This is a genomic window from Pseudomonas bananamidigenes, from assembly GCF_001679645.1.
GTDB lineage: Bacteria > Pseudomonadota > Gammaproteobacteria > Pseudomonadales > Pseudomonadaceae > Aquipseudomonas > Aquipseudomonas bananamidigenes.
On record NZ_LRUN01000079.1, the window covers coordinates 26,115 to 52,196 of the forward strand.

Consider the following 26,082-nt stretch of genomic DNA (forward strand, 5'->3'; position numbering starts at 1 on the left):
TCACTTCCTTAACGTGGCGTTCAACCTTTGTTCGAGCGAGGTGAGGATATTTTGCGTCGTCGAATTCACCTCATCGTCATTAAGAGTGCGCGATGGATGCTGCCAGGTCAAGCCGACTGCAAGGCTTTTTCTATCAGGATCAATGCCTTTACCCTGATATACGTCAAACAGCCTGAGATCCGTGAGCCATTCGCCTGCATTTTCACGGATTACACTCAGTACAGCCGAGGCCGCAACGTCTTTGTGGGCAATCAGTGCAAGGTCACGACGCACTTCAGGAAAGCGCGACAACTCGTGGAATTCAGGCATTTTACCCAACGCCACTTCAGCCAGAACCAGCTCGAAAACAAAGACCGGACGGTCGAGACCGAGGGATTTTGCCAGTTCAGGGTGAATTGCACCGATAAAGCCGACTTCACGCCCTTCACGTTCGATGCGCGCGGTTTGACCCGGATGCAGCGCCGGATGCTTGCCTGGAGCGAAAGTGAACGACTCCAGCGCACCGGCGAAGCCCAGAACAGCTTCCACATCCGCCTTCACGTCGAAGAAGTCAACGGTTTCGCGACCTTGCGCCCAGCCTTCCGGCAGACGGCTGCCGCAGACAACACCTGCCAGCATCGGCTCTTGCTTGAGACCTTCCAGCTGACCGACGAAGCGCAGACCGCTCTCGAACAGACGGACACGATCCTGCTGACGGTTGAGGTTGTGCTGCAGCGCCTTGACCAGACCCGGCCACAGCGACGAACGCATGGCGGCCATGTCATTGGAGATGGGATTCGCCAACAGCAGCGGTTCTACACCTGGATTGAACAGCTCGAATTGCTTCGGATCGATGAAGCTGTAGGTAATCGCTTCCTGGTAACCACGAGCGACCAGCAGACGACGCAGCTCTGGCAGATCGCTGCGCGCTTCGGCCTTGGCTTGCGGTGCCAGACGAGCTTGCGGGTAACGAACCGGCAGGCGGTTGTAACCATACAGACGTGCCAGCTCTTCGATCAGATCGACTTCCAGGCTGATATCGAAGCGATGGCTTGGCACTTCCACGCGCCACTGCCCTGCTCCATCGGCAGAAACCTTCAGCCCCAAAGCGTTGAGCAGTCGCTCGACTTCGGCCGAATCCATTTCCATGCCGAGCATTTGAGTGATGCGCTGAGCACGCAGCGTGATCGGTGCGATCGACGGCAAGTGCTGCTCGCTGACGGTTTCAATGATCGGACCGGCTTCGCCACCGGTGATTTCCAGCAGCAGGCCAGTGGCGCGCTCCATGGCTTCCCGGGCCAGTTGCCAGTCCACGCCACGCTCGTAGCGGTGCGAGGCATCAGTGTGCAGACCGTAGGAGCGAGCCTTGCCCGCCACAGCGATCTGGTCGAAAAACGCACTTTCGAGGAACACGTCACGAGTGGTTGCGGACACGCCGCTGTGCTCGCCACCCATAACACCGGCAATGGCCAGGGCACGAGTATGATCAGCAATCACCAGCGTATCGCTGCGCAAGCTGACTTCCTGTCCATCGAGCAGGACCAGCTTCTCGCCCTCTTCCGCCATGCGCACACGAATGCCGCCGTTGATTTCGGAGAGATCGAAAGCGTGCAGCGGCTGGCCCAGCTCGAGCATCACGTAGTTGGTGATGTCGACGGCGGCGTCAATGCTGCGGACTTCGGCGCGACGCAGGCGCTCAACCATCCACAGCGGCGTCGGCTTCGACAGATCAACATTACGAATGACGCGGCCCAGGTAACGCGGGCAGGCGGCAGGAGCAAGGACTTCAACCGAACGCACTTCGTCGTGCACTGCGGGAACAGTCATCACCACTGGACGAGCGACTGGAGCGTCGTACAACGCCCCCACTTCACGCGCCAGACCGGCCAGGGACAGGCAGTCGCCGCGGTTCGGGGTCAGGTCGACCTCGATGCTGGCATCTTCCAGATCCAGATAAACACGGAAATCTTCGCCTACCGGCGCATCGACCGGCAGCTCCATAAGACCGTCATTGCCTTCACCGACCTGCAATTCGGCTTGCGAGCACAACATGCCGTTGGACTCGACGCCACGCAGCTTGGCCTTCTTGATCTTGAAGTCGCCCGGCAGCTCGGCACCGATCATGGCGAACGGAATCTTCAGGCCCGGACGCACGTTTGGCGCACCGCACACGACCTGGAACGTTTCCACACCATTGCTGACCTGGCATACGCGCAGCTTGTCGGCATCCGGGTGTTGCTCGGTGCTCAGCACTTCGCCCACCACCACGCCGCTGAATACACCGGCGGCCGGGGTCACGCTATCGACCTCCAGACCTGCCATCGACAGACGAGCAACCAGCTCGTCGCGACCTACCTGCGGGCTGACCCAGCCGCGCAGCCATTGTTCACTGAATTTCATCCTGCTCTCCTAAGAATTCGTTACGACTAGCGAAATTGCGCGAGGAACCGCAAGTCGTTGTCGAAGAACAGACGCAAGTCGTTCACGCCGTAACGGAGCATGGCCAGACGTTCGACACCCATGCCAAAGGCGAAGCCCGAGAACTCTTCCGGATCGATCCCGGACATGCGCAGTACGTTCGGGTGAACCATGCCGCAGCCCATCACTTCCAGCCAGCCTGTCTGTTTGCAGACGCGACAGCCTTTACCGCTGCACATCACGCATTCCATATCGACTTCAGCGGACGGCTCGGTGAACGGAAAATACGAAGGACGGAAGCGTACCGCCAGTTCCTTTTCGAAGAACACCCGCAGGAATTCTTCGATCGTGCCCTTGAGATCGGCAAAATTGATATCGCGATCAACCAGCAGGCCTTCGACCTGGTGGAACATCGGCGAATGGGTGATATCGGAGTCGCTACGGTAAACGCGGCCTGGGCAGACGATGCGGATCGGCGGCTTTTTCGACTCCATGGTGCGGACCTGTACCGGTGAGGTATGGGTGCGCAACAGCATGTTCGCGTTGAAATAGAAGGTGTCATGCATCGACCGGGCCGGGTGATGGCCTGGGATGTTGAGCGCTTCGAAGTTGTGGTAATCGTCTTCAACCTCAGGGCCTTCGGCAATGCCGTAGCCGATTCGGGTGAAGAACTGCTCGACTCGTTCCAGAGTCCGGGTAACCGGATGCAGACCACCGGAGGTCTGACCGCGGCCCGGCAACGTCACGTCAATGGATTCGGCAGACAGTTTGGCAGCCAGTTCGGCTTCTTCAAACAGAGCCATGCGCGCATTGAGAACGCCTGTTACACGTTCCTTGGCAACGTTGATCAGGGCGCCGACTTGCGGACGCTCCTCTGCCGGCAAATTCCCCAGGGTCTTCATCACCTGAGTCAATTCACCCTTTTTGCCAAGGTATTGAACCCGGATTTGCTCCAGGGCATTGATATCTTCTGCGCTTTGCACAGCCTCTAGTGCTTGAGAGACCAGCGCATCCAGGTTTTCCATGTACAGACTCCAGATACAAAATAGGGGAAGAGCTTGAAGGCTCTTCCCCTATTTATGACGTTTAACACCTGGCCCCACAGAGATGAGGCCGGGTGACTGTCGGGGGTACTTAAGCCAAGGTGGCTTTAGCTTTCTCGACAATCGCAGCAAACGCCGCTTTTTCGTTCACTGCCAGATCAGCCAGAACCTTACGGTCGATCTCGATGGAGGCTTTTTTCAGGCCGGCGATGAAACGGCTGTAGGACAGACCGTTAACACGAGCACCAGCGTTGATACGAGCGATCCACAGAGCGCGGAACTGACGTTTTTTCTGACGACGGTCACGGTAGGCGTATTGGCCTGCCTTGATTACCGCTTGCTTGGCAACACGGAATACGCGGGAGCGTGCGCCGTAGTAGCCTTTAGCAAGTTTCAGAATTTTTTTGTGACGTTTACGGGCAATGACGCCACGCTTTACACGAGCCATGAGTTACTTCCTCTATTCTTGATCCAAAAATTAACGAAGGCGCAGCATGCGCTCGACTTTTGCCACGTCAGACGGATGCAGCAAGCTGCTACCGCGCAGTTGACGCTTACGCTTGGTCGACATTTTGGTCAGGATGTGGCTCTTGAAAGCGTGCTTGTGCTTGATACCGTTAGCAGTTTTCAGAAACCGCTTGGCGGCACCACTTTTGGTTTTCATCTTTGGCATGTTCGGATACTCCGCATTCAGTTGATAAACATAATCAGAAGGCCTGCCGTGCCCTGTTGATTACTTCTTCTTTTTCGGGGCGATGACCATGATCAGCTGGCGTCCTTCCATCTTAGGATGCTGTTCGACCGAACCGTACTCGAGCAGGTCTTGTTCAACCCGCTTGAGGAGTTCCATCCCCAGCTCCTGGTGGGCCATCTCACGGCCGCGGAATCGCAAGGATACCTTGGCCCTGTCCCCGTCACTCAGGAAACGTACCAGGTTGCGCAGTTTTACCTGGTAATCCCCTTCCTCCGTCCCTGGACGAAACTTGATTTCTTTTACCTGAATCTGCTTCTGATTTTTCTTCGCCGCAGCAATCTGCTTCTTCTTTTCGAAGATCGATTTGCCGTAGTCCATCACACGGCAAACCGGTGGGACTGCGTCTGCAGAGATTTCTACCAGATCAAGCTTTGCTTCTTCAGCGATACGAAGCGCTTCATCAATCGAGACGATGCCAATCTGCTCGCCGTCAGCGCCAATTAACCGAACCTCGCGTGCCGAGATATTCTCGTTGATCGGGGCTTTCGGTGCAGTTCGTTTATCCTGTCTCATTTCACGCTTAATAATAATTACTCCGAATCTGGGCGACCACGCCGGGAAACCGCTTGCGCGAGAAACTCAGCGAACTGGGCGACGGGCATCGAGCCCAGGTCAGCACCTTCACGAGTACGCACAGCGACAGTCTGCATCTCGACTTCCTTATCCCCAATAACCAGGAGATATGGAACCTTGAGCAAAGTATGCTCGCGGATTTTAAAGCCGATCTTTTCATTTCTCAAGTCAGACTTGGCACGAAACCCGCTTTCGTTGAGAGTTTTTTCGACCTGAGCAACAAAATCTGCCTGTTTATCAGTGATATTCATGATCACTGCCTGGGTCGGCGCCAGCCACGCGGGGAATGCACCTTCGTAGTGCTCGATCAGAATCCCGACGAAACGCTCGAACGAGCCGAGGATCGCACGGTGCAACATGACCGGATGCTTGCGGCTGTTGTCTTCGGAGACGTATTCGGCACCAAGACGCACTGGCAGGTTGAAATCGAGCTGCAAAGTACCACATTGCCACACGCGACCGAGGCAATCCTTCAACGAGAATTCGATTTTCGGACCATAGAAAGCACCCTCGCCCGGCTGCAGATCGTAGGGAAGGCCCGCGCTATCAAGGGCTGCAGCCAAAGCTGCTTCGGCGCGATCCCACAGCTCGTCGGAACCGACGCGCTTTTCCGGACGAGTGGACAGCTTCATCTCGACGTCGGTGAAGCCGAAGTCGCGGTAAACATCCATGGTCAGCTTGATGAACGCGGCGGATTCGGCTTGCATCTGCTCTTCGGTGCAGAAAATGTGGGCGTCATCCTGGGTGAATGCACGCACACGCATGATTCCGTGCAGTGCACCCGACGGCTCGTTACGGTGGCAGGCACCGAATTCGGCCAGACGCATCGGCAGCTCGCGGTAGCTCTTCAGACCCTGATTGAACACTTGTACGTGACAAGGGCAGTTCATCGGCTTGATCGCGTAGTCGCGGCTTTCCGACTCGGTGGTGAACATGTTGTCGGCGTAGTTGGCCCAGTGCCCGGACTTTTCCCACAGGCTGCGATCAACAACTTGCGGCGTCTTGATCTCGAGGTAGCCGTTGTCACGCTGCACCTTGCGCATGTATTGCTCAAGCACTTGATACAGAGTCCAGCCATTCGGGTGCCAGAACACCATGCCCGGGGCTTCTTCCTGAGTGTGGAACAGGCCCAGGCGCTTGCCGATCTTGCGGTGATCGCGCTTTTCAGCCTCTTCGATACGCTGGATATAAGCCGCCAGTTGCTTTTTGTCGGCCCACGCAGTGCCGTAAACGCGCTGCAATTGCTCGTTCTTGGCATCACCGCGCCAGTAGGCACCGGAGAGCTTGGTCAGCTTGAAGGACTTCAGGAAACGAGTGTTCGGCACGTGCGGGCCACGGCACATGTCGACATACTCTTCGTGATAGTACAGACCCATGGCCTGCTCGTTCGGCATGTCCTCGACCAAACGCAGCTTGTAGTCTTCGCCGCGAGCCTTGAACACTTCGATCACTTCGGCACGCGGAGTGACTTTCTTGATGACGTCGTATTCGGTATCGATCAGCTGCTGCATGCGCTGTTCGATGGCGGCCATGTCTTCCGGAGTGAAAGGACGTTCGAAGGCGATGTCGTAATAGAAGCCTTCATCAATGACCGGACCGATGACCATTTTGGCCGTCGGGTACAACTGCTTGACCGCATGGCCAACCAGGTGAGCGCAAGAGTGGCGAATGATTTCCAGCCCCTCTTCATCCTTTGGCGTGATGATTTGCAGCGTTGCGTCGCTGTCGATGATGTCGCTGGCGTCGACCAGCTTGCCGTTCACCTTGCCGGCCAGAGTAGCCTTGGCCAGGCCTGCACCAATGGATGCGGCGACCTCGGCTACGGAAACCGGGTGATCGAATGAACGTTGACTGCCGTCGGGAAGAGTAATAGTTGGCATGGCGCCTCCTCTCCTAGTGGTGACCCCTACCAAAGGTCACGTGGGTTGGGATGAGCCAGTACAAGATCCGATCCAGGCCATTCAATGACGAACGCCTGCCTTACAGCGGCAGGAGCCTTGCGGCCAACCGGAAAACCGAACCAGAGTGACTGGGATTCAAATCTGAGATTCGTACGCTGCCACTGCCAGGACTGAAGACCCGCAGCCTGCAAACGCTCGAGTCGGCCATGCTAGCACAGATGAACGGTCATACATGCACACTGGTTGTATCAGCAGGCAAATCGTCTGTTTTGTGCCAGAGTGATGAACTTGATTGCCCCCTCAGCCATCAGATACAAAGACATCGACCCACAAGGAGCATCCTCGCATGCGTCTCAACACCCTATTCGCCGCAGCCATCCCTTTGGTTCTGCTGTTGCCTCTGAGCGCGCAGGCCGCCTGGCCGAAAGGCGTCAAAGAGCAATACATGAACGACTGCACCAAAGCGGCCAGCCAAAGCGTCAACCCGACGGTGGCCAAACAACACTGCACCTGTGGTGCGGATGTCCTGGAAAAGAAATTCACCACGCAGGAAATTTCTCAGTTGATGGACAAAAACACACCGCCGAGCGGTGAACTGGGTCAGCGCGCACTGAAAGAAATCTCGGTTTGCCGGGTGCAGAAATAGTCCTGACGAGAGGATTTACTGGCATTCGACAGGTGCGAATCAGCGAGAATGCCCCTGAAATCGATATTTTATGCAGGTTTTATAGCTTTTTTTACACCCCTCCGGTTTGGCTGAAAGCCTCTGAAACCGGGGGTTACAGACATTCAAACTGTCGAAGCGTCTGCAATATGAAAGCAAACAGCACGTCCGGGGGGCTACCAAAGCGAACATTTCGACTATGATACCCGGGTGTGCCCAGTTGGCCTGAGCAGCACAGTACTACTGAAAATATATGTTTCTTGGAGATACACCATGTCTAATCGCCAAACCGGCACCGTTAAATGGTTCAACGATGAAAAAGGCTTCGGCTTCATCACTCCTCAAGGTGGCGGTGACGACCTGTTCGTACACTTCAAAGCTATCGAATCCGACGGTTTCAAAAGCCTGAAAGAAGGCCAGACCGTTTCCTTCGTGGCTGAGAAAGGCCAAAAGGGTATGCAAGCTGCACAAGTTCGCCCAGAGTAATTTCCCGGCGCACTAAAAAAACCCCGTCCATGTGACGGGGTTTTTTATGCCTGCCGATCAACCGCAGCTGGTGCTGACGACTACCAGATTATTGTCGGTGTTCAGATTCAAGCGATCGGAGCGGTACTCGAGTGTAATCATGTCCGTCGGCTTGAGAAAACGGGCATTTTGCGAGCCGGACTTTGCCCGGGCTTGCTCCAGCAGCTCCGGCGAAGCCTTTTTACCGATGGCAAATTCCGCTGCCTTTGCTTCACAACGGCCATGACCGGTTTCGGCCGCCACAGGATCCTTTGCCGACTCGCTGGAGGTTGTGCTGCAACCGGCCAACATGGCAACGGCCATAAGTGCACCCAGAGACGCGAACTTCAAAGGCATGAAGCCTCCTTCTTTCAAATGGTTAAGCTGAAATCGTGCGACCGCCAATACGGTATTTGGTTTCAAATCGAGTGCTACCACCCTGCCCCACGACCCGAAAAAAAACGTTGAGTCTGCCTGAAGATCGCACTATGCATGCTCATACAATCGTCACCGAATATTAACGACACTTCAGTAGATGTCGATGTAGTCGAGCGGAGGGTTCGGCCAATTGTCCTTCAGGGCATTGAAAATCTGCATGACCCAGACTTCGTCACTGGCTGCGACATTGCCCACATAACCCGAACCCTTTGCCCAGGTTTCCAGGCGAAATGCCAGTCCATCGATTTCCTGGCCGCCCGTGATCCCGCTCGAGATATAGGCAATACCGTTCCTGGTCACGCGCAGTTGAGTGTGTTCATCATCACTGACCGAAGCCAATAACTGGCGCACCGACTCAAGCGTCAGGCCATCGGGAGAGTTCAAATCGATCTGCACGACTCGGCACCTGTTTTTTAAAGACGACCAAGTGTCGCATAGCCCCGGGCTCATGCCTAAGTCGCAGTGCCAAGCCTCGGGCAAAGTGGTTAACTCAAGTCTTCGATCCAGCAAACTTTCGAGCGCCTCATGACGACCGTAAACATCTCCGCCGATATAAAGGCTCACTGGCCACAAGGGCATAGTTCGTACAGCCCGGGAAGCCCTGAGGAATTGGCTCTGATCAGCATCGACCTGCTGGTCAAGGCGCTTGGGACACAAGCTGCGCAATCATTCATCGCCCAGCTGTTCGAGAAATATCCGGACGACTTCAAAGGCACGCCGGACTCAGGAAATGAATAAGGCCCGCAGGCTGATACCTGCGGGCATAACACTTATTTCAAACGCTTCAGACGCTCGGTCAACAGATCGAAGAAGCCCTGAGCATCGCCGTTTTCTACCCAAAAGGCATTTTTGGGCGCCTTGAGGCCGTCATACCAGTCGACAATCGTTTGCCCGAATGTCGGACCTTCGCGACTGTCGACCACTACGTTCACCGAACGACCGGTAAACAGTTCCGGTTTGAGCAGATAGGCGATGACCGTGGCGTCATGCACCGGGCCACCCGGGATGCCGTAATGTTCCATGTCACCCTTGATGTACTCGTTGAGGATATCGCCGACAATTTTGCTCGCATTGTTGTTCAGCGCCGCGATCTGCTTCAGTCGCGCATCGCTGGTGAGCACCTTGTGAGTGACGTCCAGCGGCAGGTAGGTCAGCTTGACTCCGCTCTTGAGCACGACCTCGGCCGCCTGCGGATCGGCAAACAGGTTGAACTCGGCCACCGGCGTGATGTTGCCGCCGTTGAAGTGGGCGCCACCCATGATTACCACTTCCTTGATGCCCTGAACGATCTCAGGCTCCTGAATCAGTGCCAGCGCCAGATTGGTTTGCGGGCCGAGCATGGCAATCGTGATGCTGTGCGGCCTGGCTTTTTTCAGCGTATCGATCAGGTAGTTGACCGCGTTACCTTCAGCCAGTCCCTTTTTCGGCTCATGCACGGCGACGCCTGACAGGCCTTCCTTGCCATGGATATTCTCGGCGTAGATCGGCGTGCGCATCAGGGGCTTTGGCGCGCCAGCATAGACCGGAACGTCTTCGCGCCCTGCCCATTCACGGGCCAGCCGAGCATTGCGGGAGGTCTTGTCGAGACGCACATTGCCTGCCACGGTGGTCAGCGCGCGAATGTTCAGTTCTTCTGGCGAGGCCAGCGCAAACAGTAGAGCCACGACATCATCGGCCCCCGGGTCGGTGTCGATGATCAGGTCGATCTTTTCCGCCGCCTGCGCGCCGGTCACGGTTATCAGGGACAAAAGCAGCAGACTCCGGATCAGTTGATGCATTTTTTGAGCATAGCGGTGCATGGCGCATTCCTTGTGCTGATGAAAGTGAATGGGTCCTGGACCCGTTAAAACGTAACCCCGGCCACCAGCACGATATTGCAGTACGGCTGACATTCACCGGTCCTGACGACCGCTCGCGCCTGCCGGCTGAGAACCTTGAATTGTTCGTGGCTGAGCATTTCGCGCCGTCCCAGGGAGCCTTCGCCATTCAACGTATCCAGCGCGGAGAGCGCAGTGGGTCGCTTGTCGAGGATTTCCTGGGCGAGCACATGACTCTCTACCTGCATTTCGCTAAGCACGACTTTCAATGTACTGATGAAATCGGGGACACCATGGGTCAGCGCGAGATCGATCAGTTCGACACCGGGTGGAACAGGTAACCCAGCATCACCGATCACGACCATGTCGCCATGACCAAGGGAGGCGATCAGCCGTGACAGCGCGACGTTGAGCAGAGGAGTCTTTTTCATGGAGCTTTGAATGCCTGTACGTCAGAGGTAGAGGGAATGGACGGCTGGGCACCCTCCCGGGTAACCGAAAGCGCTGCAGCAATCTGACCAAAACGGATAGCCTCGATTTCGGTTTTGCCCGACGCCAGCGCAGCCGCAAAACCACCGACGAAAGTATCCCCGGCAGCCGTGGTATCAACGGCTTTTACTTTGGGTGCGGGAAAATGCTGATAACGATTGCCGTCGGCAAACAATGAGCCCAGAGCACCGAGGGTGACGATCACTTTGCCTGCGCCCATGGAAATCAATCGGGATGCGGCTTTTTCGGCGCTCTCCAGCGAGTCTACCGGCAGACCGCTGAGGGCTGCGGCTTCGCTTTCATTGGGAATCAGATAGTCAATGGAGGCAAACCAGTCCGCCGGCAGCGGTCGACTGGCCGGGGCCGGGTTCAGGATGACAGTCTTGCCCAGCTCGCGACCGCGCTTGAGCGCATGTCCGACAGTGGCGTCCGGAATTTCCAGCTGACAGATGATGACATCCGCAGCCTGCAATACTGCGTCGAATCGGTCGATCACTGCCGGAGTCATGGAGCCGTTGGCCCCGGCGACGATGACGATCGCGTTCTGACTATTGTCATCGACCACGATCAACGCCACCCCACTGGAATTTTCGACCACACTGACCGCCTGGCAGTTGATCCGCTCGGCCAGCAATGCCTCGCGCAATTGCACGCCATAGTCGTCATCGCCGACACAACCGACCATCGATACCTGCGCGCCCAGTCGGGCGGCGGCCACCGCCTGGTTTGCACCTTTGCCACCCGACACGGTGGCGAACGAATGGCCGATCAGTGTTTCGCCGCCCCGGGGCAAGCGTGGCGCCCGGGTGACCAGGTCCATGTTGAGGCTGCCTATTACCACTACATTTGCGGGCATACATCACTACTCATCAATTCGTTTTCAGCGATACTCGGTGAACACGCCAACCAGCGGTGCAGTCGATTCTCGCAAGACAATGCTGGGGGTCACAATGCGCTGATCGGTCGCCAGATCAGGGGCAGCGATTCTGCGCAACAGTACTTCCGCCGCCATTTCGCCCAGTTGCAGGATCGACTGGCCGACAGTGGTCAGTGCCGGATACACGTAGCGACTCATCTGGATATCGTCGAAGCCGATCACCGACAGCTCGCTCGGCACGCGAACATTTCGTTCGGCGGCAGCGCGCAATACGCCGATGCCGATCATGTCGTTGCCGGCGAAGATGGCGCTCGGAGGGTTGCTCTCCAGCAGCACCGCCGCTGCGTTGTAACCGCCAGTGCTGGTGAAATCGCTTTCCAGCACACGCGCCGGTGACACCTCTAAACCCGCTTCCTTCAAGGCGCGGCGAAATCCGGCCTGACGCATCTGCGCAACACTGGTGCCTGCCGGGCCGCCGATGGTCGCGATGTCGCGGTGGCCGAGCTCAAGCAAGTGTCTTGTAGCCAGGTAGGCACCATATTCATGGTCGATCCGCACGAGATCGGCGTCCACACCTTCCAGTCCGCGGTCGACGATGACCATCGGCGTTTTTACTCCGGCCAGCCCCTGCACCAGGCCGCTGTCACCTCCCGCGGAAGCGACAATCAGACCATCGATGCGTTTTTCCAGCAGAACCCGCAAGTAGCTGCGCTGCTTGTCCGGATTATCGTCGGAGTTGCAGAGAATCACGCAGTAGCCATTACGCTCGCAGTAATCCTCGATCCCCCGTGCCAGCTCGGCGAAGTACGGATTGAGACTGTTGGGCACCAGCAAGCCGATCGTGGCAGTTGTTTTGGCCTTAAGCGAACGCGCCACAGCACTCGGTACGTAGTCGAGACTCTTGATCGCCGCCTCGACTTTCAGTCGTACTTCCTGGCTCACTGGCCGAGTATTGTTCACGACATGGGAAACCGTCGTGTAGGAAATTCCCGCGAGTGCCGCCACATCCTTGATCGTCGCCATCTCTCAACCCCGCCGGCTTGCGCGGTGGCTGCGATACGTATCGAGCACCACAGCGATGACGATGACCGCGCCGGTGATGATGCGCTTTGTCGGCTCCGTCGCGCCAATCTGCGCCAGACCTGCCGCCAGCACTGAAATGATCAGCACACCAAAAAAGGTGCTGATGACCGAACCACGCCCCCCCATCAGGCTGGTGCCACCGATTACCACAGCCGCGATGACTTGCAGTTCAAGGCCTGAACCGGCGTTTGGATCGGCCGCCTCCAGACGGGAAATCTGGAACAGCGCCGCGATACCGGCCAGCAAGCCCATCAGACTGAACACCAGAATCTTGTAAGGCTTGGGGTTGATGCCTGCGAGTCGCACTGCTTCTTCGTTGGTACCGATACCGATCAGGTAGCGACCGAACACGGTACGGGTCAGCACGGCCTGAGCGATGAAGATAACCAGCAAGGCGATGATGAACGAAGGTGAAATGCCGAATGCGATCGGATTGGACAGCCAGGCAAAGGAATCACCGATGTAGGCCGTTCGCGAGCCTGTCATTTGATACGCCAGGCCACGGGCCATCTCGAGCACACCGAGCGAGACGATGAATGACGGGATTCTCCAGGCGACCGTGATCGAACCCGTAACAGTCCCCGCCAAAGCGGCCACGGCCATGCCAAGCAACGCTGATGGCAAGACGCTCCAACCCCAGCCAAGTATTGCCACGCTGACTGTGGAAGCCGCGAGCGCAAGCACCGACCCCACCGACAGATCGATACCACCGATGATCAGGACGAAGGTCATGCCCACCGCCAGCACCATCAGGTCGGGAATCTGATTGGCCAGGGTACTGAAGGTGTTGTACGACAGAAAGTGGCTGCTCATGACCGAGAACAGCGCAACCATCGCCAGCAAGGCGCCGGCCAGGCCCAGATAAGTGCCCAGACCATAGAAATTGCCACTACGTTTGCCGGCAGAAGATGCAGTTTTCATGGGAGGTCCCTAGGCGCTGCTTCGTTGAGCAGCGCATCACGTTTTTGGTAGCCGGCGAATGCCGCGGCAAGCAAGTCGTCCTGTGTCCAGCTGTCACGCTCGAAGGTATCGATCAGGCGCCCCGCCGACAGCACGCCGATACGGTCGCAGATCAACATCAATTCACGCAGGTCGCTGGACACCACGACCAGCGCCTTGCCCTGCCGGGTCAGTTCGCCAAGCAGGTTATAAATGTCGAACTTGGCCCCCACGTCGATGCCACGGGTCGGCTCATCGAACAACAGTACCGAACAGTCACGCTCCAGCCAGCGGCCGATCACCACTTTCTGCTGGTTGCCGCCGGACAGTTCGGACACCAGCTGTGTCGGGCTCGAACTGCGGATGCGCATGGCCTCGATCTGCCGCTTTGCCAGAGAGATTTCATCGCCCTGGTTGACGAAGCCACCACTGGAAATTTCCGGCATGTTGCCCAAGGCGATATTGGCGCTGATCGACTGACTCAACAGCAGCCCCTCACCCTTGCGGTCTTCAGTGATCAAGGCGATACCATTGCGCACTGCATCGACCGGCGAGCGAATGCTTACTGCTCGAGCTGGCGAACCGAGAGCGACGCTGCCGCTGTCGGCAGGATCCGCACCAAAGATCAGACGCAGCAACTCGGTGCGTCCTGCTCCGATCAATCCGGATATGCCGAAGATCTCACCGGCACGCACTTCGAAGGACACATCACGGACCTTGTCCGAGCGACTCAGCCCCTTGACTGTCAGCGCGGGAGCGCCAATGTTGCGCGGCCCCATATCCATATGTTCGCCAAGCTCGCGACCGACCATCAACGTAACCAGCTGCTCGCTGTTGTAATTGGCCATCGGCTCGATACACACCAGATTGCCGTCACGCAGCACGGCAATTCGCTGCGCGACTCGCGCCAGCTCTTCGAGACGGTGGGAGATATAGATGATCGCAACACCACGGGCCTGTAACCGGGTGATCTGCTCGAAAAGCATTTCGACTTCGCGAGCCGTGAGCATTGCCGTCGGTTCGTCGAGAATCAGCACATGGCAATCACCGATCAGGTTGCGTGCGATCTCGACCATTTGCTGGTGCCCGATACCCAGCTCGCCGACCAGCGTATCCGGATCGATGGCATCCAGGCCGACCTGAGCCATGGCTTCGATTGCAGCCTTGCGCAGCTGCTTGCGACTGATCCAGCCGCCGTTGCTCGGCAGGTTGTCGAGAAACAGGTTCTCCGCCACCGAAAGGGTTGGCAGCAGATTGAGTTCTTGCATGACCATGCGCACGCCAAGCTCTTCAGCCTGGGTACGACTGCCCGGACGATAGTCCTTGCCCTGGAACTGCATCTGCCCGGCAGTCGGTGTCACCAGACCACCGATGATCTTCGACAGGGTACTTTTACCGGCGCCGTTCTCGCCGGTCAGCGCCAGCACTTCACCGCGCATCAGCGTCAGGTCGATACCGGTGAGTACCGGTTGCGCGTAGGTCTTGCCGATACCGCTGACCGTGAGGACAGCGTTCGGGGCGGAAACTGACATAAAAACTCTCCGTGCGCCCGCCCGGACGGGCGAGCGCCATTGCGTCGCGAAGGACTACTTGGTAACCAGCTCGACCGGCGTTTCGATCACGCCATTGGCACCGCTGTCGACTTTCTCGCCTTTGAGAATCTTCAATGCAGTCTCGATACCGAATACGGCCTGTTTGGCAGCGAACTGGTCGGCAGTCGCCAGAACACGACCGTCCTTGAGCATTGGCTTGATCGCATTGATGTTGTCGTAACCCACCACCTGCACCTGCCCGGCCTTACCCGCAGCACGCACAGCGGATACGGCACCGACAGCCATACTGTCGTTACCAGCCAGCAATGCCTTTACATCCGGGTACTCGCTGAGGATCGATGCAGCTACCTTGTTGCCCTTGTCGATTTCCCAATCGCCGGACTGCAGCGACACCACTTTGATCTGTGCAGCTTCCATCGCGTCCTTGAAGCCTGCCGTACGCTGTTGGGCATTGGTCGTCGTCGAGACGCCTTCGATGATGCCGACTTCGTCACCGGCCTTCAGCTGCCTGGCCAGGTATTCGCCTACCAGACGTGCACCCTTGCGGTTGTCCGGCCCCACGAAAGGTACGCTGATGTTTTTGCTCTTGATGACCGCAGGATCGAGCTGATTGTCGATGTTGATCACCGTGATGCCGGCATCGACGGCTTTCTTGATCACCGGCACCATGGCCTTGGAGTCGGACGGCGCGATGACCAGCGCATTGACTTTCGCCAGAATCATCTGCTCGACGATGCGGGTCTGACCGGCAGTATCGGTTTCATCCTTGATACCGTTGGAGATCAGGTCGAAATCGGCGGAGTGTTCTTTCTGATAAGCCTTGGCGCCGTCTTCCATGGTGAGGAAGAACTCGTTGGCCAGGGATTTCATGACCAGTGCGACCTTGGGTTTTTCCGGAGACTCGGCGAAAGCCGAAGAGACAGGCAGTGCGGCAGATGCGGCAGATGCGGCAGCCAGCATGGCGACAGCGAGAAGACGTCCAGCGAATGGCAGCTTCATGGGTTCACTCCGATCTTATGATTATTGTGAGCAACGCTTGCGCTGGCGTAAGCTTCGTCGGCATTTCCAGACAACACTGTCCTGAAACTGCCGCGCAAACGTTTGCGTAGAGCGAACTATGCGAATGCAGCCAACGTTTGTCAACAATCAGAGATCGGTAATGATAACAGGGCGAATCGGCAGACTCGCCCATGCGTGCTCAAGCGGTGGTGTTGACCAGGTTACCGCCGGACGAACCCTTTGACATTTCCTTGACCAGCGCCGCCGAGACTTCCAGCAGTGCGCCGCTGGTTTCAGCTATCTCACCCTGAACAGCCATGACCGCCTGCGATTTCGCCTCGGGAGTCGGGTAACTGGCTGCCTGTGCGGCAGCCAGACGTTGCTGCTGCTCCTGAAGTTGCTTCTGCAGTTCCTGCATGCGCTTGAGCAACATCTTGACGGTGAGACTCAGGTTATCACCGCTTTCAGCCTGGCTGCCTTCTTGCGCGGCACCGCCGGTCCTGACCTCGTTGCCCTCGGCTTTTTCAACACCCAGCGCTTCGCCAGAAGCCTCCGCTTGCGCATCATTCATGGCGTTGATCGTCGCTGCGGTTTTGCCGCCGATGGTGACAGCACCGGGATTTGTAAAACCGATGGTCAGTGACATGTGAACTCCCTCAATTCCAGTTTCCTTGAACACCCATCGGCCTGCGGGACATTTTCTTTAGCACAGGATCCAAATCCAGCAAAAACACCTTTCCAGCAAAAGTCGTAGTCCTTTTCGGAGAGCCGAACACGAAAGCAGCCACCATTCGGAATACCGGATAAACGATTCACCCCAAGAATCAACGATCCAAAAAATTGTTGATATAAATCATAAGGTTAAACATTTCCCTAGAGCACAGTACGGCTGGTACGGATCCTGCTCCCCCAATGCACCCCTGGCATTACAGATCGGCCCGGGGCGCATCTAGATGAACCTGCATCAGCACCGTCTCACTACTAGAGAGAAAAATAATGAAATCTGCTTTCAAGACATTGTTTCCGGGCGCTCTGGCCCTGATGCTGCTTCTGCCTTCCGCTCTTCAGGCAAAAGAAGTCGAAACCCAGACCAAACTGGCAAACGTGGTAGTTCTTGCAACAGGCGGCACCATTGCCGGCGCAGGCGCCAGCGCCGCCAACAGCGCGACCTATCAGGCCGCCAAGGTTGGTATCGAACAATTGATCGCCGGCATCCCTGAACTGAGCAAACTGGCGAATGTGCGTGGCGAACAAGTCATGCAGATCGCCTCGGAAAGCATCACCAATGAAAACCTCCTGCAACTGGGTCGCCGTGTATCCGAGCTGGCTGACAGCAAGGACGTCGATGGAATCGTCATCACCCACGGCACCGACACTCTGGAAGAAACCGCCTACTTTCTGAACCTGGTGGAAAAGACCGACAAACCGATCATCGTTGTCGGTTCCATGCGCCCCGGCACCGCCATGTCGGCGGACGGCATGCTCAACCTCTACAACGCGGTAGCGGTGGCCGGCAGCAAGGAAGCTCACGGAAAGGGTGTACTGGTGACCATGAATGATGAAATCCAGTCTGGCCGCGATGTCAGCAAAATGATCAACATCAAGACCGAAGCATTCAAGAGCCCATGGGGTCCGCTGGGCATGGTGGTCGAAGGCAAGTCCTATTGGTTCCGCTTGCCAGCCAAGCGCCACACCATGGATTCCGAATTTGACATCAAGAACATCAAGAGCCTTCCTGACGTAGAAATCGCCTATTCCTACGGCAATGTTGGCGATACAGCCTACAAAGCCCTGGCCCAGTCCGGCGCCAAAGCCATCATCCACGCCGGTACCGGCAATGGCTCGGTGTCTTCCCGCGTTGTTCCCGCCCTGCAAGCGCTGCGCAAGGATGGTGTACAGATCATTCGCTCCTCCCACGTCAATGCCGGTGGCTTTGTGCTGCGCAACGCCGAACAGCCCGACGACAAATATGACTGGGTCGTGGCTCACGATCTGAACCCACAAAAAGCCCGCATCCTGGCGATGGTCGCCCTGACCAAAACCAACGACAGCAAAGAATTGCAGCGGATGTTCTGGGAGTACTGATTCAGCCTCGCCTAGCCCTGTCTCGACCGGGCACTTGCTTCACCACTCGCCATACAGGCGGGTGGTGCAGCTTCCTGAACGTAACTCTTGCGCACAAAAATTTCGGATAACCCACATCAAAACCGGAAAACCGCTGTCAGAGGATTTTCTTGAATTTTAAGCAGTTGCGAAAATGCCTACAGTTAAATACTGTATGCACGTACAGCTTAATAAGGATAATCTCGTGGCCACTTCCTCCGACGCTCCTGATGCCTATGAACGCATGGGCATGCGTGTTCAAAAGATCATCAACTCCCCCACCGCACAAAAAGCCAAAGCCGCTCTGCTCTTCCGCCTCCCGGATGAACCGATGGATGCATGGGAGCGCCTGCTGGAAGAAATCGACGAGAACGACAATGTCACCCTCGCCTATCGCGATGATGGTGGCGTGCAGATTTTCTGGGTTGTACCGAAGGAAGATTGACTCAATGTTTGTCCGTTCGCTTGCTGTGTTTTTGCTGTTCATTTCAATTGCTGCCCAGGCCGGCGCACCCCGTACGTTTACCGAAGCCAAAAAGGTCGCCTGGAAGCTGTACGCCCCACAATCCACCGAGTTCTATTGCGGCTGCAAATACACCGGCAACAAGGTCGACCTGGCAGCTTGCGGTTACGTGCCGCGCAAAAATGCCAAACGCGCCTCCCGGATTGAATGGGAACACATCGTCCCGGCCTGGGAGTTTGGCCATCAGCGCCAATGTTGGCAGGAAGGCGGACGCAAGAATTGCACGCGCTACGATCCGGGCTACCAAAAAGCCGAGGCCGACCTGCACAACCTGGTACCGAGCATTGGCGAGGTCAACGGTGATCGCAGCAACTTCAGCTATGGCTGGCTACCGGTAGAAAAAGGTCAATATGGTGCATGCCTGACCCAGATCGATTTCAAGGCAAAAAAGGTCATGCCCCGCCCTTCGATTCGCGGCATGATTGCCCGCACCTATTTCTATATGAGCAAGCAGTATGGCTTGCGCCTGTCGAAGCAGGATCGGCAACTGTATGAAGCGTGGGACAAGACGTACCCGGTTCAGGACTGGGAACGTCAGCGCAATCAAAGCGTGGCATGTGTGATGGGACGCGGCAACGAGTTCGTCGGACCGGTCAACCTGAAAGCCTGTGGCTGAAAGCATGCATAAAAGAAAAGGCCTCGCGCTCCAAGCTCGAGGCCTTTTTTCTGGTTAGCTGCCGGACTTGTTGTAACGCCAATAGCCCATCAGATTAAGCGATTCGCGAGAAATGCCGCGCTCCTTGATCAGGTATCTGCGCAGATTCATGACAGCGGCTGATTCACCCGCGATCCAACCATAAAATCCTTCCGCAGCGCTTTCAGCGATTTCCCAGAGGATCTCCTGATCAATATCGACATCGGCCAATTCTACCGCTCGATTAACCATCGTTACCTCGACAGGCAGCGCAGCCTTTCGCACAGCGTCTACCATCAGCGACCCGGCAGCCGCCGCTCCCGCCTGCTCTCGAATCAACCACTGCACCGACAGACCCGGCCAATCCGGTAACTCGAGTCTGTCCGCCACACTGTCGACCTCCAGGAATACTTGAGCCTGAGGCGGGTCCGAAAGCACCGACAGCTCATCGAGGATCCCCATCGCGGCCGGCAATGCTGTCGAGTCGGCGACCAGCAAGAGATGCTTGAGAGATCGCGGAGGTTTCCACTCAAAACCACCCGCCTCGCTCGCCAGGTATCGACGATCAGGCGCCAGGATCTGCATCGGTTCACCCGGTTGTGCTCGCAAGGCCCATCTGGAAGCAGGGCCGGTTTCGCCATGCAGCACAAAGTCGATATCGACCTCGCCATGATCGGCACGCAAATGGCGGATCGTGTACGTACGCATGGCTGGGCGTCGGTCTGCCAGCATTGAACGGAAACGGGCGTACCATCCGTCTTCCTGAGAAAGCCTGGCGGGAGAGCCGTCCGCCGCCGGGAAAAACAGCTTGACTCGCTGATCAGGCGCCCAGGTGGCCATCTCGTTGACGGCCTGACCGGCAAGAGTGATCCGCATGAGATGCGGACTGAGGGGCTGCTTGCGACGCAACACAACGTCAAACAACTTGTAAGGACTGGAGGCCATGCGGAGCTCCTTCTGAGAATCTTCAGTGATTCCAGTAAAACGAATCACGCCGGACACCCTTTAGTCAGCTCCGCAAAAAGGCATGTTTACTGTGCAGAAGCGCGCTCGATCACCAATGTCTCGATGTTCTGCTTTTTCGCTTTGACAAGCGCTGCGTTGACATCGGCCTGTTTCGCTTCGGCTTCGGTTCTGGAACTGAATGGCCCCAGCAGAATCCGGGTCTTCCCGTCGGCATCCCTGATGACATTGGCAACGAACGCATGTTCGATCAACCATCCGCTCAGATCACTGACAGCCTGCGGGGTTTCGCCACGCACCTCCACATCGAACTGAGGTCCGGACACTGTCGCAGGCGCTGCCACCGCTACCGTTTTCGGCTTTGGCGCATCGACACGCTTGCCCTCACCACACCCTGCCAATGCCAGTGCCGCAACCATCCAGACCAATTTGCGCACAACGCTTCCCTCTGAATTTTCGAAACGGCGATCTTAACATCCACGATTACTTTCAGAGCCCTGCAAAATGGGCACAAAACTACGAGATTGATGATCGAAGCACCTGTATAGTTACGCGCTGGGAATTAATGTCGCTTCTGCGCATCAGAAAGAGGCACCCAAACCGTGAGACTTCGCACTAATCTATACGTACCACCGACCTCTGCACTGTCTGAATCAGGTGCCCTACAAAGCAATCAAGGAGAAGACCATGCTGATACTCACCCGCAAAGTCGGTGAAAGCATAAACATCGGTGATGACATTACGATCACCATTCTCGGCGTAAGCGGCCAACAGGTTCGTATCGGCATCAACGCTCCAAAGAATGTTGCCGTACACCGTGAAGAAATTTACCAACGCATTCAGGCCGGCCTGACCGCTCCGGACAAGCCGCAAACTCCCTGAGCCCTGTCGCAGTCAGTAGCCAGTCCGTTCACCCTCGCGTAATGACTGGCTAAAGATCCAAGCGCCGTTTTGCCACCCCACCTCACTGGTGACGGCGCAGGCGATAAGTGCTTCCCTCCTACGCCCGTCCCTTTTTCGCTAGCGATACTAACCATCATCGCAATGGCTGACTGTCAGACGTTTCTGAACAGAAGCTGGGAATCGTGCCGACCTAGCCGAACGTCACCCCTCGCGCCATTCCGGTAGCCGCTATCACCATCAGGACAAGCAACAGCGCTTCGGCATGACTGATTCGCGCAAAGACGCTTGCTCGCACGCTATCGATCGATGCGCTACCAGCCCGAGCCATGCGCCACCGGATCAGCGCAATCATCGGAGCCAGCTCCAAAAGCAGAATCAGCACAAGCAGCGTCATCTTCACGTGAAACAGCGGCTGATGCAGGTAGTAGTCGGCCCCTTTCTCATATCCGCCAAAAGCACGCACACCACCGGTGATCAGCAACGCCAACGCCGCCATCCCCCACAGATTGTCCGCGAGCAATACCCGCCGGATCTCGCCAGCCCCGGCAGCCAGCTGTCTGAACGCCGCACCTCGGGTCAACACCGCCCAGAAACCCAAGGCAAATGCCAACAGATGAAGCGCTGCAAGGAACCAATGTATGAGCATTGCGAAACTCCTGTCGGGAGTGAGTTTGATCTCGGCCAGACAGTAGTAGTCGAAAATGCATGAAGTTGCTCGATGCGGCCAAAGGCCGGCAACAACCGCTGTGCGCGATATGAGCGAGGCTAGAGGGGAAGGCAAACTGCGGGCAAAAAAAATCCCAAGCAGCTGATGGAAGCTTGGGATTTAAAAATGCATAAACCGTGGTGGTGAACGCGGGGCGAATATTACTGATATTCGCAGCGTGTAACAACGCTTTTTTGATAACCATTCGGTTAAAAAAAATCGTAACCCCTTAAATATCCACACTATTTAAATGGAGGCTGACATTTTTGCGACGAACGGAAGATGATCATCCCGGAACGGAATTGACGCTCCGGGATGGGAGTTTTGCAAAAGTTTTGCAAATCGCAGAAAGCAAAAAGGGGTTACCGTTTCCGGTAACCCCTTCAGACCGCCCAGCAGAGCGGATTTTGTTTGGTAGGCGCGATTGGACTCGAACCAACGACCCCCACCATGTCAAGGTGGTGCTCTAACCAACTGAGCTACGTGCCTGCTGTGAGGCGGCATTCTACGGAATTCCGGAGGGGTGTCAACACCTTTTTTTCACCTAACCCTATGAATATGCAAAATATTTAATTTCGCCCTCCGCCAGGAAGATTTCCCGGTGGCTGGCGGAGGTTTTTCAACTCGGGTAGGATCGCCTCACTCGTAAAATATATTAAACAGAGGCTGCAGGATGGCAAACACCCCTTACCCAGAGTCTTATTACGCTGCGTCGGCCAACGCCGTACCACCGCGCCCTGCGCTGCAGGATGACGTGGAGACGGATGTCTGTGTGATTGGTGCTGGTTACACGGGACTTTCCTCGGCCCTGTTCCTGCTGGAGAACGGTTTTCGAGTAACCGTGCTGGAAGCCGCGAAGGTCGGTTTCGGCGCGTCAGGCCGCAACGGCGGGCAAATAGTCAACAGCTACAGCCGCGACATTGATGTCATCGAGCGCAGCGTCGGCCCGAAACAGGCTCAACTGCTCGGGCAAATGGCGTTCGAGGGCGGCCGGATCATTCGTGATCGCGTCAGCCAATACAACATCCAGTGCGATCTGAAGGACGGCGGCGTATTCGCTGCCCTGTCGGCGAAGCAGATGAGCCATCTGGAATCGCAGAAGCGCTTGTGGGAACGCTTCGGCCACACTCAACTTGAACTGCTGGATCAGCGCCGCATTCGCGAAGTGGTCGCCTGCGATCAATACGTCGGCGGCATGCTCGACATGAGCGGTGGCCACATCCATCCACTCAACCTGGCATTGGGCGAGGCCGCTGCAGTGGAATCCGTCGGCGGCACTATCTATGAGCAGTCGCCCGCAGTACGTATTGAACGCGGCGCCAATCCGGTCGTGCATACGCCACAGGGCAAGGTCAGGGCCAAATTCATCATCGTCGCCGGCAACGCCTATCTCGGCAATCTGGTGCCAGAACTGGCAGCCAAGTCGATGCCGTGCGGCACACAGGTCATTACCACCGAACCACTGGGTGATGAACTGGCGAAATCCCTGCTGCCGCAGGACTACTGTGTAGAAGACTGCAATTATCTGCTCGACTACTACCGCCTGACCGCTGACAAACGCCTGATATTCGGTGGCGGCGTGGTTTACGGCGCCCGGGATCCGGCGAATATCGAGGCGATCATCCGGCCGAAGATGCTCAAGGCCTTCCCGCAACTCAAGAATGTGAAAATCGATTACGCCTGGACCGGCAATTTCCTGCTGACCCTGTCGCGTCTGCCTCAGGTCGGGCGCCTGGGCGACAACATCTATTATTCTCAAGGCTGCAGCGGCCACGGGGTGACTTACACCCACCTGGCCGGCAAGGTTTTGGCCGAGGCGCTTCGCGGACAAGCCGAACGCTTCGATGCGTTTGCCGACCTGCCACACTACCCGTTCCCGGGTGGGCAACTGCTGCGCACGCCGTTTGCCGCACTCGGCGCGTGGTATTACGGATTGCGTGACAAGCTCGGTTTCTGATGCGCAAAAAAAGGGCCGCTGGAAAGCGGCCCTTTTTACATGCTGCACCAATCACAACTGATCTCGTGCAATCCCGCTACGAATCCGCAAGATATCCGCCAACACTGCCAAGGCAATTTCCGCCGGCGTCTTGCTACCGAGGTTAAGACCGATCGGCGCATGAATCCGCGCCAACTCGCTCTCCCCCAGCCCGCCAATCCGGCGCAAGCGCTCGAAGCGTTTCTGCGACGTCTGCTGCGAGCCCATCACACCGATGTAGAAAGCTTCGGTGCGTACAGCCTCCATCATCGCCAGATCGTCGATTCGCGGATCGTGGGTCAATGCCACAACCGCCGTATCACGGTGGCAACCGCCATCGGCAATAAACACCGACGGCAACTGCCGACGAATCTCCACACCATCGAGCGTCACGCCGTCGAGCACTTCATCACGCGGATCGCAGAGAATCACTTCGAAGCCGAGACCGACCGCGAACTGCGCACAGGCCTGCGCCACGCTGGAGTAGCCGGCCAGCAGCAAACGCTGGGCAGCCCCGATGCGAATCCGTACCCGGTCGATTTCACGCTCGATTCGCGCCCCCTGCTCACGATCCGCAAACACCGTACGCGCCCCCGTCGCCAGATCGACCTCACGAATCAACCGGCGCTGCCCAAGCAATGCCGATTCGAGCTCACGCAGATGCGCCTGCACATTGCAGTCAGCGTCAAATTTCTCTACCAGCACATCGAGAATACCGCCGCATGGCAGACTGACCCGCGAGCGCGGATCATCGCCTTCGCCATAGCGCACCACATTGATCGCATCGAGAAACGCACCTTCGGCGACGCGTTCGAGAAAATCTTCCTCGACGCAGCCACCGGACAGCGACCCGATCCACTGCCCGCCTTCGTTCACCGCCAGCAGCGAACCCGGCGCGCGAGGCGCCGAGCCGTAGGTCGTCAGTACGGTGCAGAGCCAGATGCGCTGCCCCGCTGCCGACCACTCCAGCGCCCGCCGCACAACTTGCAGATCGAGATGCTGCATGATCAGTGTGCCTTGTGCTCGATGGACGGTGCGTCAGCCTGCAGCTTCTGCACATCACCCACCGCCAACTCGGCCGACTGACCACCCCACCCCTGACGCAGGTAGTTCAGCAAGTCGGTCAGTTGTTCGGCACTGAGCTTGTCGACAAACCCCGGCATCGGCTGCATGCGTTCAAACCCGGCAAACTTCTGTTCGCCAATACCATCCTCGATCACCCGCAACAGGTTGCGCGGGTCTTCCAGACGCAACGTGGTGTTGCCGCGCATGGCCACCGCAATATGCGGCTTGCCTTCGCCACCGGCAGCGTGACAGCCGGCGCAGACGTTCAAGTATTCCTGACGACCGCGTTGAGCGCTGGCACCGAGTTTTTCCACCGGCACTTCAGCCAGCTCTTTTGCCGCCGGTGGCTTGTCGCCAAGCAGGAAGGTTGCCATCGCCGTCAGATCCGGATCATTCAGACCCTGGGTGCTGTTGTGGAACACCGGGAACATCTCGTTGAACATCGTGCCCTGGGCACTCATGCCGTGCTTGAGGAACGTGCTCAGGTCCTGATGGTTCCAGCCGCGGGCCGCCAGATCCGTCGCCAGCAGGCTCGGAGCCAGATAACCATTGAGGATGCCGCCAGTCAGGCGCTTGTCCAGTTGCATGGCGCCGGGAAGGCCGCGTGGCGTATGACATTCGCCACAGTGACCAAGCACCTCGACCATGTACTGGCCGCGCTTCCAGGCTTCGCTTTTGCCTTCTGCCGGCTCCAGTTTCAAGGCTTTGCCGTACATCATGTTCCAGCCTATCAGGCCCGGACGCACGTTGAACGGAAAGCTCAGGCTCGTCACCGGCGCGGCGCGCTCGATCGGCTCGATGGTTTTCAGATACGCATGAATCGCATCCGAATCCGCACGGGGCATCAAGTGATACGAGGTATACGGCATCGCCGGGTACAGGTTGGCGCCATCACGACGCTTGCCTTCGGTGAGTGCCGCGAAGAACTCGTCATCGCTGTACAGGCCGATGCCGTGTTCCTTGCTCGGGGTGATGTTGGTGCCGTAGATCGTGCCGAACGGTGAAACGATCGGTAGCCCACCGGCAAACGGTGCGCCGCCCGGTGCCGTGTGGCAAGCCATGCAGTCGGCGGCGCGGGCGAGGTATTCGCCGCGCTTGACCTGATCATCCGCATGGGCCGCCAGCACAGGCACGGCAAGCCCGACCGCCAGGGTCAGGCGGGTCAGTAAACGCATCATG

Annotated in this window: 29 protein-coding genes and 1 tRNA gene; 8 read left to right on the forward strand and 22 right to left on the reverse strand. The window is 57.2% G+C overall.

From position 1 onward, the window contains the following. From pheT to thrS, 6 genes are all read right to left on the reverse strand, one after another. A complete protein-coding gene (gene pheT, locus BBF94_RS23890) occupies positions 1-2,379 on the reverse strand; it encodes a phenylalanine--tRNA ligase subunit beta (protein WP_065261417.1) in 2,379 nt (792 codons plus the stop codon). Positions 2,380-2,405: 26 nt separating this feature from the next. Then, entirely contained in the window at positions 2,406-3,422 is a 1,017-nt protein-coding gene (pheS, locus tag BBF94_RS23895; RefSeq protein ID WP_065261418.1) for a phenylalanine--tRNA ligase subunit alpha, read from the reverse strand. 109 nt (positions 3,423-3,531) lie between these two features. Continuing rightward, a complete protein-coding gene (gene rplT, locus BBF94_RS23900; RefSeq protein ID WP_002553161.1) occupies positions 3,532-3,888 on the reverse strand; it encodes a 50S ribosomal protein L20 in 357 nt (118 codons plus the stop codon). A 30-nt stretch (positions 3,889-3,918) separates the two neighbouring features. Then, complete coding sequence (gene rpmI, locus BBF94_RS23905) at positions 3,919-4,113, reverse strand: 50S ribosomal protein L35 (protein ID WP_002553160.1); 195 nt, start codon at positions 4,111-4,113, stop codon at positions 3,919-3,921. Between the two features lie 60 nt (positions 4,114-4,173). Beyond that, positions 4,174-4,725, reverse strand: coding sequence for a translation initiation factor IF-3 (infC, locus tag BBF94_RS23910; RefSeq protein ID WP_170929631.1), 552 nt, complete (start codon positions 4,723-4,725; stop codon positions 4,174-4,176). Further along, positions 4,725-6,647, reverse strand: coding sequence for a threonine--tRNA ligase (gene thrS / locus BBF94_RS23915; protein WP_065261420.1), 1,923 nt, complete (start codon positions 6,645-6,647; stop codon positions 4,725-4,727). The genes infC and thrS overlap by 1 nt, the downstream gene beginning before the upstream one ends. A 367-nt stretch (positions 6,648-7,014) precedes the next feature. Here thrS and BBF94_RS23920 point away from each other — a divergent pair, with 367 nt between their 5' ends. After that, the gene (locus BBF94_RS23920; RefSeq protein WP_065261421.1) at positions 7,015-7,314 is read left to right on the forward strand and encodes a hypothetical protein; all 300 of its coding nucleotides are present in this window, start codon (positions 7,015-7,017) and stop codon (positions 7,312-7,314) included. 291 nt (positions 7,315-7,605) lie between these two features. Further along, positions 7,606-7,818, forward strand: a complete 213-nt coding sequence (locus BBF94_RS23925) for a cold-shock protein (RefSeq protein WP_003179963.1) — start codon at positions 7,606-7,608, stop codon at positions 7,816-7,818. Positions 7,819-7,875: 57 nt separating this feature from the next. Here BBF94_RS23925 and BBF94_RS23930 read toward each other — a convergent pair whose 3' ends face one another. Both BBF94_RS23930 and BBF94_RS23935 read right to left on the reverse strand, forming a co-directional pair. After that, entirely contained in the window at positions 7,876-8,193 is a 318-nt protein-coding gene (locus tag BBF94_RS23930; protein ID WP_065261422.1) for an I78 family peptidase inhibitor, read from the reverse strand. Positions 8,194-8,364: 171 nt separating this feature from the next. Further along, entirely contained in the window at positions 8,365-8,670 is a 306-nt protein-coding gene (locus tag BBF94_RS23935; RefSeq protein ID WP_065261423.1) for a hypothetical protein, read from the reverse strand. A gap of 129 nt (positions 8,671-8,799) precedes the next feature. On the opposite strand from BBF94_RS23935, the gene BBF94_RS23940 reads away from it, so the two are divergent. After that, a complete protein-coding gene (locus tag BBF94_RS23940) occupies positions 8,800-9,012 on the forward strand; it encodes a hypothetical protein (RefSeq protein WP_065261424.1) in 213 nt (70 codons plus the stop codon). A gap of 32 nt (positions 9,013-9,044) precedes the next feature. Here the strand turns inward: BBF94_RS23940 and BBF94_RS23945 are convergent, their stop codons facing one another. The 8 genes from BBF94_RS23945 to BBF94_RS23980 all read right to left on the reverse strand — a co-directional run bounded on the left by BBF94_RS23945 (position 9,045) and on the right by BBF94_RS23980 (position 16,677). Further along, on the reverse strand, positions 9,045-10,073 hold the full coding sequence (locus BBF94_RS23945; RefSeq protein ID WP_065261425.1) for a nucleoside hydrolase: 1,029 nt from the start codon (positions 10,071-10,073) through the stop codon (positions 9,045-9,047). A gap of 44 nt (positions 10,074-10,117) precedes the next feature. Next, positions 10,118-10,522 carry a D-ribose pyranase gene (gene rbsD, locus BBF94_RS23950; protein ID WP_065261426.1) on the reverse strand — a complete coding sequence of 135 codons (405 nt, stop codon included), beginning with the start codon at positions 10,520-10,522 and terminating at the stop codon, positions 10,118-10,120. Further along, on the reverse strand, positions 10,519-11,436 hold the full coding sequence (gene rbsK / locus BBF94_RS23955) for a ribokinase (protein WP_065261427.1): 918 nt from the start codon (positions 11,434-11,436) through the stop codon (positions 10,519-10,521). Before rbsK ends, rbsD begins: the two co-directional genes overlap by 4 nt. Before the next feature lie 24 nt (positions 11,437-11,460). Continuing rightward, the gene (locus BBF94_RS23960) at positions 11,461-12,480 is read right to left on the reverse strand and encodes a LacI family DNA-binding transcriptional regulator (RefSeq protein WP_065261428.1); all 1,020 of its coding nucleotides are present in this window, start codon (positions 12,478-12,480) and stop codon (positions 11,461-11,463) included. A 3-nt stretch (positions 12,481-12,483) separates the two neighbouring features. Next, positions 12,484-13,461: an ABC transporter permease gene (locus tag BBF94_RS23965; RefSeq protein ID WP_065261429.1), complete on the reverse strand. Its 978-nt coding sequence runs from the start codon at positions 13,459-13,461 to the stop codon at positions 12,484-12,486. Beyond that, the gene (locus BBF94_RS23970; protein WP_065261430.1) at positions 13,458-15,011 is read right to left on the reverse strand and encodes a sugar ABC transporter ATP-binding protein; all 1,554 of its coding nucleotides are present in this window, start codon (positions 15,009-15,011) and stop codon (positions 13,458-13,460) included. The genes BBF94_RS23965 and BBF94_RS23970 overlap by 4 nt, the downstream gene beginning before the upstream one ends. A 54-nt stretch (positions 15,012-15,065) precedes the next feature. Continuing rightward, complete coding sequence (locus tag BBF94_RS23975; protein ID WP_065261431.1) at positions 15,066-16,031, reverse strand: sugar ABC transporter substrate-binding protein; 966 nt, start codon at positions 16,029-16,031, stop codon at positions 15,066-15,068. 199 nt (positions 16,032-16,230) lie between these two features. After that, a complete protein-coding gene (locus tag BBF94_RS23980; protein WP_065261432.1) occupies positions 16,231-16,677 on the reverse strand; it encodes a hypothetical protein in 447 nt (148 codons plus the stop codon). Positions 16,678-17,027: 350 nt separating this feature from the next. On the opposite strand from BBF94_RS23980, the gene BBF94_RS23985 reads away from it, so the two are divergent. The 3 genes from BBF94_RS23985 (at position 17,028) to BBF94_RS23995 (ending at position 19,273) form a co-directional block, all read left to right on the forward strand. After that, on the forward strand, positions 17,028-18,116 hold the full coding sequence (locus tag BBF94_RS23985; RefSeq protein WP_065261433.1) for an asparaginase: 1,089 nt from the start codon (positions 17,028-17,030) through the stop codon (positions 18,114-18,116). A 172-nt stretch (positions 18,117-18,288) separates the two neighbouring features. Beyond that, the gene (locus tag BBF94_RS23990) at positions 18,289-18,579 is read left to right on the forward strand and encodes a DUF1654 domain-containing protein (protein ID WP_065261434.1); all 291 of its coding nucleotides are present in this window, start codon (positions 18,289-18,291) and stop codon (positions 18,577-18,579) included. Positions 18,580-18,583: 4 nt separating this feature from the next. After that, positions 18,584-19,273, forward strand: a complete 690-nt coding sequence (locus tag BBF94_RS23995) for an endonuclease (RefSeq protein WP_065261435.1) — start codon at positions 18,584-18,586, stop codon at positions 19,271-19,273. Positions 19,274-19,327: 54 nt separating this feature from the next. Here the strand turns inward: BBF94_RS23995 and BBF94_RS24000 are convergent, their stop codons facing one another. Together BBF94_RS24000 and BBF94_RS24005 are read right to left on the reverse strand one after the other, a co-directional pair. After that, positions 19,328-20,236, reverse strand: coding sequence for a siderophore-interacting protein (locus tag BBF94_RS24000; RefSeq protein WP_065261436.1), 909 nt, complete (start codon positions 20,234-20,236; stop codon positions 19,328-19,330). Between the two features lie 86 nt (positions 20,237-20,322). Beyond that, on the reverse strand, positions 20,323-20,691 hold the full coding sequence (locus BBF94_RS24005; RefSeq protein ID WP_065261437.1) for a penicillin-binding protein activator LpoB: 369 nt from the start codon (positions 20,689-20,691) through the stop codon (positions 20,323-20,325). Positions 20,692-20,941: 250 nt separating this feature from the next. Between BBF94_RS24005 and csrA the strand changes: the two genes are divergently transcribed. Then, positions 20,942-21,136 carry a carbon storage regulator CsrA gene (gene csrA, locus BBF94_RS24010; protein ID WP_003179932.1) on the forward strand — a complete coding sequence of 65 codons (195 nt, stop codon included), beginning with the start codon at positions 20,942-20,944 and terminating at the stop codon, positions 21,134-21,136. 211 nt (positions 21,137-21,347) lie between these two features. Here csrA and BBF94_RS24015 read toward each other — a convergent pair whose 3' ends face one another. Together BBF94_RS24015 and BBF94_RS24020 are read right to left on the reverse strand one after the other, a co-directional pair. Further along, positions 21,348-21,803 carry a DUF2214 family protein gene (locus tag BBF94_RS24015; RefSeq protein WP_065261438.1) on the reverse strand — a complete coding sequence of 152 codons (456 nt, stop codon included), beginning with the start codon at positions 21,801-21,803 and terminating at the stop codon, positions 21,348-21,350. Positions 21,804-22,275: 472 nt separating this feature from the next. Continuing rightward, positions 22,276-22,352 (reverse strand) — tRNA-Val (locus tag BBF94_RS24020). 184 nt (positions 22,353-22,536) lie between these two features. Here BBF94_RS24020 and BBF94_RS24025 point away from each other — a divergent pair. Continuing rightward, positions 22,537-23,820, forward strand: coding sequence for an NAD(P)/FAD-dependent oxidoreductase (locus BBF94_RS24025; protein ID WP_065261439.1), 1,284 nt, complete (start codon positions 22,537-22,539; stop codon positions 23,818-23,820). A gap of 51 nt (positions 23,821-23,871) precedes the next feature. Here the strand turns inward: BBF94_RS24025 and BBF94_RS24030 are convergent, their stop codons facing one another. Together BBF94_RS24030 and BBF94_RS24035 are read right to left on the reverse strand one after the other, a co-directional pair. Continuing rightward, positions 23,872-24,843, reverse strand: a complete 972-nt coding sequence (locus BBF94_RS24030) for an XdhC family protein (protein WP_065261440.1) — start codon at positions 24,841-24,843, stop codon at positions 23,872-23,874. Positions 24,844-24,845: 2 nt separating this feature from the next. Beyond that, positions 24,846-26,081 (reverse strand): c-type cytochrome, encoded by a 1,236-nt coding sequence (locus BBF94_RS24035; protein ID WP_065261441.1) that lies wholly within the window; start codon positions 26,079-26,081, stop codon positions 24,846-24,848. Position 26,082: the final 1 nt, after the last annotated feature.